We start from the raw sequence: 12173 nt of genomic DNA on the forward strand, positions 1-12173 counted from the left end.
GTTCAATGGGTACCCCAAACACAGAACTGGCAATGGTCAGATCCCGGCGAGCGGGAAGGTGTCCCCGCCCGTCGGGCGGCGTGCCAGTGTCAGGTTCGGGAGATACCCAGTTCAGTGGGGGTGAAGCTGACGACGCGAGGAAGAGCGAGCAGCATCGGAACGGGGCGCTGCAGCGGTGCAGTCGCTACAGGAGCCGGCTGTGGTCGGCGGTGCCACAAGATGCGCACGAGTGCGAAGAGTGCGAGCCCGCACAGAACTCCGAGGAGGCAGAGCGCTGTACCGACCAGGACGTCGGATTCCAGCACACCCTCCACGGCTGCCGAAACGGGCGCGTTGTCGACGGAATGACTGGGTGCGACGGTCGTGCTGACCGCCGCGGCTACCGGAGCCGATTCTTCCCCTTCGAAGTGACCCGCCATGGCGATTCCCACTAGGAGAAGCAACGCCAAACCGATGCTGGTCATGAGTCGCATCGCGAGGAGGCGCTCATTCAGCATTGCGGGTCGCTGAATCCGAACCGAAGGGAGCATCCCCGTCAGAGTACCTTGCGTTTGCTTTGGCATCCTGTGTGGTTCGCGACAGCGCGACCGTCTGGCCTAGCGTGCGTCGAGCAGCTCGTTGGCATTGATAGTTGCGGACCTTCCGGAGACTGCAGCGGGTCGGCGGGCCGCGCGTACCCCATTGAGGATGACGATGAGCTCCGCGACCTCGTGCACGAGAACGACGCCGGCGAGACCGAGCACTCCGAACAGGGCGAGCGGGAACAAGATGACGATGATCGCGAGTGCGAGGCCAATGTTGACGGTCATGATGCGACGCGCGCGGCGCGCGTGCGCGATGGCCGCGGGGAGCAGGCGCAGGTCGTGCCCCGTGAAGGCGATGTCGGCTGACTCTACGGCGGCAGCAGATCCCTTGACACCCATCGCGATGCCGACCGTCGCGGTGGCCAGGGCAGGGGCGTCGTTGATGCCATCGCCGACCATCGCGGTCGGTCGTATTGCGACGAGTTCGTCGATGGCGGTGGCTTTGTCAGTGGGGAGCTGGTCGGCGCGGACTTCCGCGATCCCGGCTTCCTGGGCGATCGCGCGGGCGGTGCGGGCGTTGTCGCCCGTCAGCATGACGGTGTCGATGCCCTGCGCCTCGAGCATCCGGATGGTCTCTGCCGCTTCGGGTCGCAGCTCGTCACGGACACCGATGACGCCGACGATCTCGCCGTCGGCTTCGACGACGACGACCGTCATGCCGTCCGATGCCATCGCATCCGCGGCCTCGCGGAGCGCATTCGGGTCGAGCCACCGATCGTTGCCGACCCGTACGGTTTTGCCGTTGATGCGTCCGATGATGCCGCGCCCGGCTTCCTCGACCACCTCCGACGCGATAGTGCGGGTTGGCGCGGCGAATGTGATCGCTGCGGCCAGTGGGTGGGTGCTGGATGCTTCGAGCGCGGCCGCCCAACTGAGCACCTCGTCGCGGGAGACGCCGGCGGCGGTGCTGACATCGACGACCGTCGGCTCATTGCGAGTGAGCGTGCCGGTCTTGTCGAGTGCGACCGTTCGGATGGTTCCGAACTTTTCGAAGGCCTCGCCGGACTTGATCACGACGCCGAACTTGGATGCCGATCCAATCGCGCTGATCACGGTGACCGGCACCGCGATCGCCAAGGCGCACGGGGAGGCCGCGACCAGGACGACGAGCGCACGCTCGATCCACGTCGAGGGGTCGCCGATCAGGAGTCCGGAGAGCGCGACGAGAGCCGCGGCGATCAGAACGATGGGGACGAGCGGGCGAGCGATCCGGTCGGCGAGTCGTGCTCGCTCGCCCTTGCGTGCGTGCGCCTGTTCCACGAGCGCGACGATCTGCGTCAGCGAGTTGTCTCGGCCGTCAGCGGTGGCCTCGATCCGTAGCGTCGCGGACCCGTTCACCGAGCCGGCGGCGACAGCATCGCCGGGACCGGCCTCGATCGGGATGGATTCGCCCGTGATCGCGGAGGTATCCACGCTCGAGCGGCCTTCGACGACGACGCCGTCGGTGGCGACGCGTTCGCCTGCACCGACGACGAGAATGTCGAGTTCGCGCACATCTGCTGCGGGGATCGTGACGTCACCGGACAGCCGAGAGATGCGAACCGTCTCCGGGATCAGCGACAGCAGTGCGCGCAGGCCCTCCTTTGCGCGGTCCATCGCCCGGTCTTCGAGAGCTTCTGCGAGCGAGAACAGGAACGCGAGCGTCGCCGCCTCGCCGACATGCCCAAGCAGTACGGCCCCGATCGCGGCGATCGTCATCAGCAGCCCGACGCCGAGACGTCCCCGGATCAGGCGTCGGATCGCGCCCGGTACGAACGTGTAGGCGCCGGTGACCAACGCCAGACCTTGGAGGACGACGGCAGGGATCGGCAGACCGGTCCACTCGAGGATGTAACCGGCTAGGAGGAGGACGCCCGCGATCCCTGACGGCAGCAGCGCAGGATCACGCCACCACGCCGGACGAACCTCGATCTCGACAGGCCCGTCGGTCGAGACGATGTCGTGGCCGCAGCACGCGTCGCTCTCGACGCGACTCGTCGAGGAGGTCGTACCCTCCGGCGCCCAGCATACGTCGGCAGACGGCTGGACGCGAGACAGTTCGATCCGGCGGACGGCAGAGGTCATGCGCGGCTCGTCGGGACCGCAGCACTCCTCGCTCATGCGCAGCACTCGCACGCGTCATCGACGCAGGGCGCGCCTTCGTCGACCGCGACGACCGCCTCGAGCAGCTGCCGCATTCCCTGCGTGAGATGCGGATCCGCGATCTCGTAACGGGTGCGTCGCCCCTCCACCGCAGCGACGATCAGCCCGCATCCCCGAAGGCAGGCGAGGTGATTCGACACGTTCGTACGCGTCAACTCGAGGTCATGCGCGAGCTCCGCCGGATAACCCGGCCCGTCCAGCAGGGCCAGGAGGATCCGCGACCGCGTCGGATCCGCCATCGCGCGTCCGAGGCGGTTCATGACGTCGAGACGAGAAGCAATAGTCAGCACACAATGACTATACAGTGATGGCTGATCAATCATCGGCTCGGGTTCGACTCAATGGGCGATCAAATGCCGCAAAGGCTACCGGTCAGTCTGGACCGGGAAGGTAGGGTCGGGGAGCCGTTTCGTCGAATGGACCATCGTGTCGCCACATCAACCCGAGGGCCGACAGCCCTGGACCTCGCTTCAGTTCGCCTATCTCGCACTCGCCCTCAATGGGATTGGGGTTGCTGTCTTGATCGCAAATCTGCTCACGGGTGGCGGCTCGACCGCGATTGCGGTGCCGATCGCGGTCCTCTGTCTTCTGCTGGGTCTCGCGACCGGTTTCCAGACCAGGCGACTGCGGCTTCGCGAACGGGATCGATCGCGTCCCTGAGTGGCGGGCCTAACGTTGAGGCCCCTACCGACCAAGTCGGCAATCGGCGAGTTCTCTACGCAACCGAACGCTCAGGGCGGTAATCGCAGACGGCGCACGTCCCGTCGACGACGAGCTTGTGGCCGTCGATCGTGCAGTCCCAGCCGAGACCGGGAATGGTGCTCTGGCGCGCCGCAAGGGCGACTCTGGCGCGTGCGCAGGCTCCGCAGGGCTCCGTAGTGCCTTCGGGATGCTTACGGCAGAACGGGGAGTCCGCGTTACGCGTGACGTTGCGCGACGCGTAGGCGCTCTTCTCTCTGGTCTCGTTGAAGGAGCCTGAGCCTACGTCCGGCGTCATCTCACGCGTTGCGTTACGCATAACGTCGCCGGTGACGATGGACGGGTCCGCAGCCGACGTGGCAGCGCCTCGCTGTCGATCGCGATAGCGCTTCTGACGTTGGCGAGAGCCCTCGCGGTATTCCGCGACCTGGGCCGCGGTGGACTGACGAAGGTCGGTCGACCAGCCGTCCATGACGTAGCCGTCGTGGGTCCGAGTCCAGATTCCTGCGCGCTCGATCTCCGCGAACGCGGCCGGATCGTCGCCGTCAGGATGGAGATACTTCGTGTATCGCGCGGGGATGGAGCCGTCGGTTCCCTGCCCGTTGCACCACATCAGGGCGCCGGCGAGGATGCGGAAGGCGCGGTCGCTGAGGTTGTCGATGCGGATGCTTCCGAGCCACTCGGCCGGGAGGCGTGCGTCGACCACGATGGATTCCGCGGGGTGCGATCAGGACTCGACGCCGAAGACGCGCAGCAATGCCGCGCGGGGAATCATCCTTCGCGGCCCGAGCTGCACCGTGGGGATGGTGCCGCGCTCGACGCCCAGCTTGATCGTGCGGTACTCGACGCCGACGAGATCCGCGGCATCTTTGTACGTGAGTGCGAGTGAGGTCTGCGAGCGGTTCATTGCCTTCTCCTTCGTGAGCCACCTTTGTCAGCGCATGTGCACACGGTAGCACTTGATGAGCCAGATGTGTCAGGATTGCGTCATGACACTGCTGGTGCCCGCGAATCCACTCCTGAAACAATCAAGTGCATGGTGAGCTTTGAGACGCGGGACGTGAGCGATGCACGAGTATTCGTCGGCGATGGAGTGAGCGTCCCCGAGTCCTGGGTGGTCGTTCTTCGAGAAGAACCGGGCGTGCCCGGAGAAGTGTCAGTGCGAGCCGAATACGACGCTGAACTCAGACGCACCGTCGCAACGGAGGTCAGGGTGCTTCGTGCCGACCGGGGCGATGAGGTGACCAGCCTGACGCTGCGGGAGGTACGAGTCCAGTGGGCACTGCAGGTTAGCGGTCTCTCGGTCTCCAGGATCGCGGAGCCGGATCAGCCACTCGCTGCTGGCAGTCAGTACATCCAGCGCATGCGGGACCGCAGCGACCGCAACCACTGGCAGAGCCTCGTCGATGCCACCCGGCTGTACCAGCTCGCGGCCGCCATCAACCTTCCGCCGCTGCGCGCCGTCTCGGACGGACTGAGTATCAGCCAGAGCACCGCGACGCGACTGATGAATCGCGCCCGCCAAGAGGGGCTCGCGGGCGGCGTGAACCTGCCGGAGCCCCGCGCGACGCAACCTCCGCGGCGTGAGCATGCGACGGGCCCGGTCGTCGGGCCGCCTACGTCCGGCGGACCATCGATCGGCTGAGGGGAGCGCAAGGATGCAACGCAGATCGAACCTCGATGGAACGGTGTCTTCATACAGGTCGAAGGAAGGCGAGACCTTCTATCGGATCGCCTACTGGGTGGAGCGAGCAGACGGCGATACCGTCAGGCGCTTCAAGCGCGGGTTCGAGACCGAGAAGCAGGCGCTCGACGCTCTCATCGAGGTGCAGGTCGATATTCGGCGTGGCGACCACATCGAAGAGACGCGGCAGACGCTCAACAGCTACGCGGAGAAGTACTTCGATTCGCTCCGGGTGCGGGCGACGACGCTCGCCGGCTATCGCAAGCATTATCGGGTGCATGTGCTGCCGTCGAGCGTGGGCCGTTCGCCGCTCTCCGATATCTCGAAGGATCAGCTGAACCGCTTCTATCGGCAGCTCGAGCGGGACGGCCGGAAGGATCGAGCCCACGTCGGCGAGCCGCTCGGTGCCGCCACGGTTCGGCACATCCACGTGTTGATCTCGCAGGTGCTGCAGCACGCGCTTGAGGACGGACTCCTCCGATTCAATCCGGCGAAGCGCGCGTCACCTCCCACCAAGCTCGAGGCGGCTCCACCCGAGATGTCTACCTGGTCGGCAGAGGACGCACGACTCTTCCTGGAGTGGTCGGAGTCGACAGGGGACTACCTCTGGCTGGCATGGCTGACACTGCTGGGTACCGGGATGCGGCGCGGCGAGATTCTCGGACTGCGGTGGAAGGATCTCGACCTCGAGAACAACGTCATCACGATCGCCCGAGCGATGTCCTACGTGAAGGAGGCCGGCAAGAAGCCGATCATCGAGTTCAAGGCAACCAAGAGCGGACGGGTACGCAATGTCGACATCGATCTGAGGCTTGCGGGCGCGTTCCGATCCAAGCGCGACATGCTGCGAGCGGTGTCACCGGATGTAGCGCGTGGTGAGCATCTGATCTTCTGCAACCGCTACGGGCAGCCGCACAACCCCACGCAGTTCTCACGCCAATGGCGCGAGCGGGTGCTCAAGGCAGTCGCGGCGCATCCTGATCTCGATGAGCTGCACCTGCATGAGCTTCGTCACACGCATGCGACCCTGCTTCTGCGCGCCGGCGTTCACCCCAAGATCGTGTCCGAGCGCCTTGGCCACGCCGATATTCAGACGACGCTCAACACGTACTCGCACGCGGTCAGGACGCTGCAGCGCGGCGCGGCTGACCTAGTCGGTCGGTTGCTCGCGCCGGTTCCAGATGAGCCCGCAGTTCCAGCGGCTGTCCGGTGATCACGTCCGTCGCTCACACACTCTTCCCAAACCTCCTACGCTCTCTCCGGCCGCGCCTCAGAAAATGACACGCCTCGGACCGGCCTCGAACTCCCCCTTCGCTCCGACATTCGGCTGATTGCGGGGAGGGCACGACAGAGTGCCCAAGCGAGCGGTTGCTAAGCGGAGCTCGAAGCGCAGCGGAGAGCGCAGTCTGCAAAGAGCGAACGACAGGCACGGAGTCGTTTCCTCTCCGCAACAATTTCGCCGGCGGAGGGAGGGCAACAAGCGCTTGCCGGCTCACGGGTCCACCGCCAGACGTCGGAATCGGGCCCGGCTTCTCTCGGGATGGGATGTCCAGGACAACAACCGCAGGTCTGTGGAGGTAGATCGCGAGAGGAATCTCAGGCACCTGGGCGGAAGGTGAGGACACCCGTTGCAGGTGTCCCTCACGATGGCGCGTTACAGCTGTGCGAGCAGATCCTGCATGGTGGCGATCTCGGCGGTCTGCGTGTCGATGATTGTCTGCGCCATCTTGATCGCTCCCGCGTTCTGGCCGTTGTCGACCTCGTCCTGCGCCATGGTGATGGCGCCCTCGTGGTGCATCGTCATCTGCTCGAGGAACAGGCGGGACGCCTCGGTGCCGGTGGCGGCGTCGAGGGTTTGCATGTCCTCGTCGCTCATCATCCCGTCACCGTGATCCATGCCGCCCATGCCGCCCATGTCACTGTCGGCGCCCCACTCTTCCAGCCATCCCTGCAGCTGCTCGATCTCGGGCTGCTGGGCGGCTTTGATCTGCTCCGCCAGTGTGATCACTCCGGCGTCGATGCCGTCTTTGGCGAGGATCATGTCGGCCATCTCGACGGCCTGCTGGTGGTGCGGGATCATCATCTGCGCGAACATCACATCCGCGTCGTTGAACTCCGCCATCACCACGGACGGTGGAGCGCTGCTGCTGCCGCCGTGGTCCATGCCCGGCATTGAGCCGGAACCGGCAGTGTTACCTGCGCAGCCGGCAAGGGTGAGGACGGTGGCCAGGGCCAGTGCGGCGGTTGCCGCAGTGCGAATTCTCATCAGGGTTCTCCAAAAAGGGTACGTGAAAGGTGCGCCTGGTCAGGGAGACCCGGCGTGGGACAGGGGGAGCCTGCGGCAGGGGTGTGCCGAGGCTCGGACGCGTCACGTACGACTGATGCAGAGAGCGGTGAGAGAGGGAGGATGAGAACGGCCCGGGATGCCGGGCGATGAGACCGTAGCGGGTCCCGGTCGGGGTAGAAGTGCGAGGCCCTGGTGGCCGCCGGCGGGGCGGGCGAGCAGCAGTACCGTGGCGAGTAGCGCGAGGACGCACGCCATGGCGAACATGCTCGAGTGGTCGGACCCGCAGTCAATGCACGCCTCTTCGACCGCGGTGGTCGCCGCAGCGTGAGAGTCGGTGCTCATCCCGGAAGGGTCGGCTGCCATGGTGGCGTGGTGGCCGGTTTCCGCCGTGGTGTGGGTGTTGAGGGAGTGCATGGCCAGCAGGCCTACGATGACCGCCCCGATGACAGCGATCAGCAGCAGTAGTGTGCGGGCCATCGAGTGGCCGGCACGCAGGTGTTCTGTCAGTGCGATCAGCGACATGTCACCTCCGTCGCGTTCCACGGTACGACACCCGGGTTCAGCGGTGGCCGATAACGGCGTCCGGGCTGAGATCCAGGCGCCGCAACAACTGGGCGTTCAACGCGACCACGATCGTGGACAGCGACATCAGGATCGCTCCCACGGACATCGGCAACACGAACCCGATCGGCGCAAGCACTCCCGCGGCCAACGGCACCGAGAGCAGGTTGTATCCGGCTGCCCACCAGAGGTTCTGGGTCATCTTCCGGTAGCTGGCCCGGGACAGTTCGATCACCGAGACCACCGACCGTGGGTCGTCGCTGGCAAGGATCACCCCGGCGGAGGCGATCGCGACATCGGTGCCGGCGCCGATCGCGATACCGACGTCGGCCTGGGCGAGGGCGGGGGCATCGTTCACCCCGTCGCCAACCATTGCGACCTTTCGTCCTTCGCTCTGCAGTTGCTTCACCTTGGAGGCTTTGTCTTCGGGGCGGACCCCGGCGAAGTACCGGTCGATACGCAACTCGGTCGCGACGGACGCAGCAACGGCTTCCGCGTCGCCGGTGATCATGACCACCTGCACGCCACGCCCCTGCAACGCGGTCACGGCCTCTCGGGATTCGGGGCGGATCTCATCCGCAAGCCGCAACGCACCCGCCACGACCCCGTTGATCAGGACATGCAGGATGATCGCGCCTTCTTCGCGCCACTCGTCGGCGACGGGCAGCTGGCTCGCCCCTTCTTGCTTGAGGAGGTACGGGCCACCGACCTGTACGGTGCGCCCCTCCACCATCGCGCGGACGCCGACCGCAGGTGAGGACGCGAAGTCACTGGAGCGTGGGATGGTGAGCTGGCGCTCTTTCGCCGTGTTCACGATCGCGCGGGCCAGGGGGTGCTCGGAGTCCGTCTCGGCCGCGGCCGCCAGGGAGAGGAGCTCGTCGGCACTGATGCCGCCAGCGGGGTCGATGGCGGTGACGGCGGGCGTGCCCTTGGTGAGGGTGCCGGTCTTGTCGAACAGCACCGTATTCACGGTGCGCATGCTCTCCAACGCCAGCCGGTCCTTGACCAGCACACCGGCCTTGGCTGCGCGTTCGGTGGCGATGGACACCACCAGCGGGATCGCCAACCCGAGGGCGTGGGGGCAGGCGATCACCAGCACCGTGATGGTGCGAACGACAGCATCATCGGGGAACCCCAGCAGCGTCCAGGCGATCGCGGTGATCGCGGCAGCGCCGAGCGCGAACCAGAACAGCCACCCTGCGGCACGGTCGGCGAGTCGCTGCGCCCGGGAGGAAGAGTTCTGCGCTTCGGTGACGAGATTCTGGATGCCGGCGAGGGCGGTGTCCGCACCGACCGCGGTGATCTCCACCCGCACCCCGGAGTCGGTGGCCACGGTCCCGGCGATCACCGAGTCCCCGTCGCTGCGGCGCACCGGGCGGGACTCGCCGGTGATCATCGACTCGTCCATGCTGGCCGAGCCCTGCACGATCCGCCCATCTGCCGGCACTCGCCCGCCCGGGCGGACCACGACGACGTCACCGACGAGCAGGTCAGCGGGAGCAACGGTCACGGTGGTGTCGCCGTCGACCTTCTCGGCCTCGTCCGGGAGAAGTGCGGCGAGGGAGTCGAGGGCGGAGGTGGTTTGGGCGAGGGAGCGCATCTCGATCCAGTGGCCCAGCAGCATTATGACGATGAGCAGCGCCAGCTCCCACCAGAAGTCCAGCTCATGATCCAACACCCCGAGGCTGGCGCCCCAGGAGGCCACGAACGCGACCGTGATCGCGAGGGCGATCAGCAGCATCATCCCGGGCTTCCGGGCGCGGAGCTCACTGACGGCGCCGGTGAGGAACGGGGCACCACCCCACACGTACATCACCGTGCCCAGCACCGGGGACACCCACCCGACCCATGCGGCGTTCGGGAGCTGGTAGCCGACCAGCATCGAGAACATCATTGAGAACCCGACGACCGGGACGGCGAGGATCAGCATGATCCAGAACAGTCGCCGGAACCTGGCCACATGGTCGCCGTGACCCGCGTGGCCGCCGTGGCCGGCAGGCCCGTGATCGGAGTGCCCGGCTTGCGGCGCCCGGCCGTCGTCGTGACCGGTGTGGTCCATCGCCGCATGATCGTGCGCGGTGGCAGTCGAGGCTGCGTGCCCGCTGTGGCCCGCGGGGTGGGGGGAGCGATCGTGCTGGCTCATCAGAGCTTCCTTCGTTGCGTTGCGTCGAAGTATTAGACCGAGGTGTCGGCCAGGGCGTAGCCAGCCTCTTCCACGGCTGCTTTCACCGCAGAGCTGCTGATCGGGGTCGAGCTGTTGATCGTGACGCGTGATGCGCCGCCGGGGTGTGGGCCGACGGTGACGTTCTGCACGCCCTCGATGCTTGTCAGTTCCTGGGTGACGCTGGACACGCAGTGCGCGCACGTCATCCCCGACACCAGCACCTCCTCCGTCACGGCCGACGCCGCGGCGACAGGGATATCGGCAGCGGATGCCGGTACCGCACAGCAGGCGCAGCCTGCACTGCTGGTGTCTTCGAGGCCGAGCTCGATGCGGTCAGTCATGGTGTGTTCTCCGATACGTGGTGGGGCTGTCTAGGAAGGGACCACCGGGCAATCATGGCGGCCATGGTCGCCCAGCAAGAGCAGGCGCGATTCTCGAATGGTACCCCCCTAGGGTATGCAAGTGGTGCCCATGGACTGGTATTCCGCATTCAGAGAACGAGGTCGGCAACGGTGGCGGCGATGTAGTATCTGCGTATGAGCGTAGATAAGCAGTCATGCGGGTACCGACCGGATAGCTCGTATGTTGAGCTCGCAGTAGAGGTGTTCGGGATGTTGGCCGACGCCACCCGGGTGCGGATCATCCTCGCGCTGCAGGACGCGCAGGAGCTGTCGGTGAACAGCATCGCGGAGGCGGTCGACAAGTCGCCGGCGGCGGTGTCACAGCATCTCGCCAAGCTTCGTCTTGCTCGGATCGTCGCGACCCGGCAGGAGGGACAGAAGGTGTTTTACCGCCTCGAGAACGAGCACGCATCCCGGCTGGTCGCCGACGCCATCTTCCAGGCCGAACACTCACTTGGGGGCACCCCCCGCCACCACCATTCGGATCGAGTCGGCGGATGACGAGCCGTCACGAGCACGACGACACCCACCCGCACCACGAGCATGACCACGGGGGTCACGACCACTCGCACGGCAGGGACCACAGTCATCCGAGCGGATTCAAGGGATTCGTGTACGGCCTGTTCGTGCCGCACTCGCATGATGCAGCGGACTCGATCGACGACGCGATGGAGGCAAACAGTTCCGGCATCCGGGCGTTGAAGATCAGCCTGCTGATCTTGCTGGTAACGACGGCTCTGCAGGCGGTGGTCGTCTTCTTCAGCGGCTCCGTCGCTCTCCTCGCCGACACCATCCACAACTTCTCCGACGCGCTCACCGCCGTTCCCCTCTGGGTGGCGTTCATCCTCGGCCGCCGAGCCGCATCCCGCCGCTACACCTATGGGCTCGGCCGCGCCGAAGACCTCGCCGGGTTGTTCATCGTGTTCGTCGTCGCGCTGTCCGCGATCGTCGCCGCCTGGCAATCCATCGATCGCATCATTCACCCGCAGCCGCTCACCAACATCGGCTGGGTTATTACCGCCGGAATCATCGGGTTCCTCGGCAACGAGATCGTCGCCGTCTACCGGATCCGCGTCGGACAGCGCATCGGCTCCGCCGCGTTGGTCGCCGATGGCATCCACGCCCGAACGGACGGATTCACCTCCCTCGCCGTCGTCGCCGGTGGGATCGGCGTGCTGCTCGGCTTCCCTTTGGCAGACCCGATCGTCGGGTTGATCATCTCCGCCGCGATCTTCATCCTGCTCATCGGCACCGTGCGCAGCGTCGGACGTCGCCTCCTCGACGGCGTGGAACCTGAACTGGTCGACCGGGTCGCGCATGCGCTGGGCCACGTCGACGGCGTCAAAGTCGACCGAGTTCGGCTGCGTTGGAACGGGCACCGCCTCGAAGGAGACGCAGTTCTCGCCGTGGATCGGACAGCATCACGCGCTCAGCTCGAATCGATCACGGCAGAGGCGAACCGCACTGTCCGCGCCCACCTTCCCAATGTTGACGAGTTCATGGTCAGCACGTACAGCGCCCGAGAGGGGCGCGCAACGAACTGATCTGCGGGAAATGCGGCCTCCGTGCGCCTGTGGCTGTTGAGAGTCTGGCATCGGAGCCCGTGCGACCTGCGCCTGGTGGAACGCTGCACGGCGGCGGAAGCCGGAAC

The 12173-nt window shown here is 66.1% G+C and carries 13 protein-coding genes; 4 read left to right on the plus strand and 9 right to left on the minus strand.

Annotated features, from left to right (window positions below; genetic code table 11):
• Nucleotides 1-89: 89 nt before the first annotated feature.
• The 5 genes from ACTIFV_RS06000 to ACTIFV_RS06020 all read right to left on the minus strand — a co-directional run bounded on the left by ACTIFV_RS06000 (nucleotide 90) and on the right by ACTIFV_RS06020 (nucleotide 4332).
• Nucleotides 90-464: a hypothetical protein gene (locus tag ACTIFV_RS06000; protein ID WP_439591871.1), complete on the minus strand. Its 375-nt coding sequence runs from the start codon at nucleotides 462-464 to the stop codon at nucleotides 90-92.
• 132 nt (nucleotides 465-596) lie between these two features.
• Nucleotides 597-2648, minus strand: a complete 2052-nt coding sequence (locus ACTIFV_RS06005; protein WP_439591872.1) for a heavy metal translocating P-type ATPase — start codon at nucleotides 2646-2648, stop codon at nucleotides 597-599.
• A gap of 32 nt (nucleotides 2649-2680) precedes the next feature.
• Nucleotides 2681-3016, minus strand: coding sequence for a Cd(II)/Pb(II)-sensing metalloregulatory transcriptional regulator CmtR (cmtR, locus tag ACTIFV_RS06010; RefSeq protein ID WP_439592297.1), 336 nt, complete (start codon nucleotides 3014-3016; stop codon nucleotides 2681-2683).
• Between the two features lie 425 nt (nucleotides 3017-3441).
• Nucleotides 3442-4131: a hypothetical protein gene (locus ACTIFV_RS06015; RefSeq protein WP_439591873.1), complete on the minus strand. Its 690-nt coding sequence runs from the start codon at nucleotides 4129-4131 to the stop codon at nucleotides 3442-3444.
• 21 nt (nucleotides 4132-4152) lie between these two features.
• Complete coding sequence (locus tag ACTIFV_RS06020; protein ID WP_439591874.1) at nucleotides 4153-4332, minus strand: helix-turn-helix domain-containing protein; 180 nt, start codon at nucleotides 4330-4332, stop codon at nucleotides 4153-4155.
• A gap of 153 nt (nucleotides 4333-4485) precedes the next feature.
• Here ACTIFV_RS06020 and ACTIFV_RS06025 point away from each other — a divergent pair, with 153 nt between their 5' ends.
• Both ACTIFV_RS06025 and ACTIFV_RS06030 read left to right on the plus strand, forming a co-directional pair.
• The gene (locus tag ACTIFV_RS06025) at nucleotides 4486-5070 is read left to right on the plus strand and encodes a hypothetical protein (protein WP_439591875.1); all 585 of its coding nucleotides are present in this window, start codon (nucleotides 4486-4488) and stop codon (nucleotides 5068-5070) included.
• A 13-nt stretch (nucleotides 5071-5083) separates the two neighbouring features.
• Complete coding sequence (locus tag ACTIFV_RS06030; protein WP_439591876.1) at nucleotides 5084-6322, plus strand: tyrosine-type recombinase/integrase; 1239 nt, start codon at nucleotides 5084-5086, stop codon at nucleotides 6320-6322.
• A gap of 441 nt (nucleotides 6323-6763) precedes the next feature.
• Here the strand turns inward: ACTIFV_RS06030 and ACTIFV_RS06035 are convergent, their stop codons facing one another.
• From ACTIFV_RS06035 to ACTIFV_RS06050, 4 genes are all read right to left on the minus strand, one after another.
• Nucleotides 6764-7375 (minus strand): DUF305 domain-containing protein, encoded by a 612-nt coding sequence (locus ACTIFV_RS06035; RefSeq protein WP_439591877.1) that lies wholly within the window; start codon nucleotides 7373-7375, stop codon nucleotides 6764-6766.
• A gap of 102 nt (nucleotides 7376-7477) precedes the next feature.
• On the minus strand, nucleotides 7478-7918 hold the full coding sequence (locus tag ACTIFV_RS06040) for a DUF6153 family protein (protein ID WP_439591878.1): 441 nt from the start codon (nucleotides 7916-7918) through the stop codon (nucleotides 7478-7480).
• Nucleotides 7919-7955: 37 nt separating this feature from the next.
• A complete protein-coding gene (locus tag ACTIFV_RS06045) occupies nucleotides 7956-10100 on the minus strand; it encodes a heavy metal translocating P-type ATPase (RefSeq protein WP_439591879.1) in 2145 nt (714 codons plus the stop codon).
• Between the two features lie 32 nt (nucleotides 10101-10132).
• Nucleotides 10133-10462 (minus strand): heavy-metal-associated domain-containing protein, encoded by a 330-nt coding sequence (locus ACTIFV_RS06050; RefSeq protein WP_439591880.1) that lies wholly within the window; start codon nucleotides 10460-10462, stop codon nucleotides 10133-10135.
• Between the two features lie 195 nt (nucleotides 10463-10657).
• On the opposite strand from ACTIFV_RS06050, the gene ACTIFV_RS06055 reads away from it, so the two are divergent.
• Together ACTIFV_RS06055 and ACTIFV_RS06060 are read left to right on the plus strand one after the other, a co-directional pair.
• Nucleotides 10658-11023, plus strand: coding sequence for an ArsR/SmtB family transcription factor (locus tag ACTIFV_RS06055; protein ID WP_439591881.1), 366 nt, complete (start codon nucleotides 10658-10660; stop codon nucleotides 11021-11023).
• Nucleotides 11020-12066 carry a cation diffusion facilitator family transporter gene (locus ACTIFV_RS06060; RefSeq protein ID WP_439591882.1) on the plus strand — a complete coding sequence of 349 codons (1047 nt, stop codon included), beginning with the start codon at nucleotides 11020-11022 and terminating at the stop codon, nucleotides 12064-12066. Before ACTIFV_RS06055 ends, ACTIFV_RS06060 begins: the two co-directional genes overlap by 4 nt.
• The last annotated feature ends 107 nt before the right edge of the window (nucleotides 12067-12173 follow it).

Origin of the sequence: Microbacterium sp. (assembly GCF_051860965.1) — a bacterium.
In the GTDB taxonomy this organism is placed as follows: domain Bacteria; phylum Actinomycetota; class Actinomycetes; order Actinomycetales; family Microbacteriaceae; genus Microbacterium.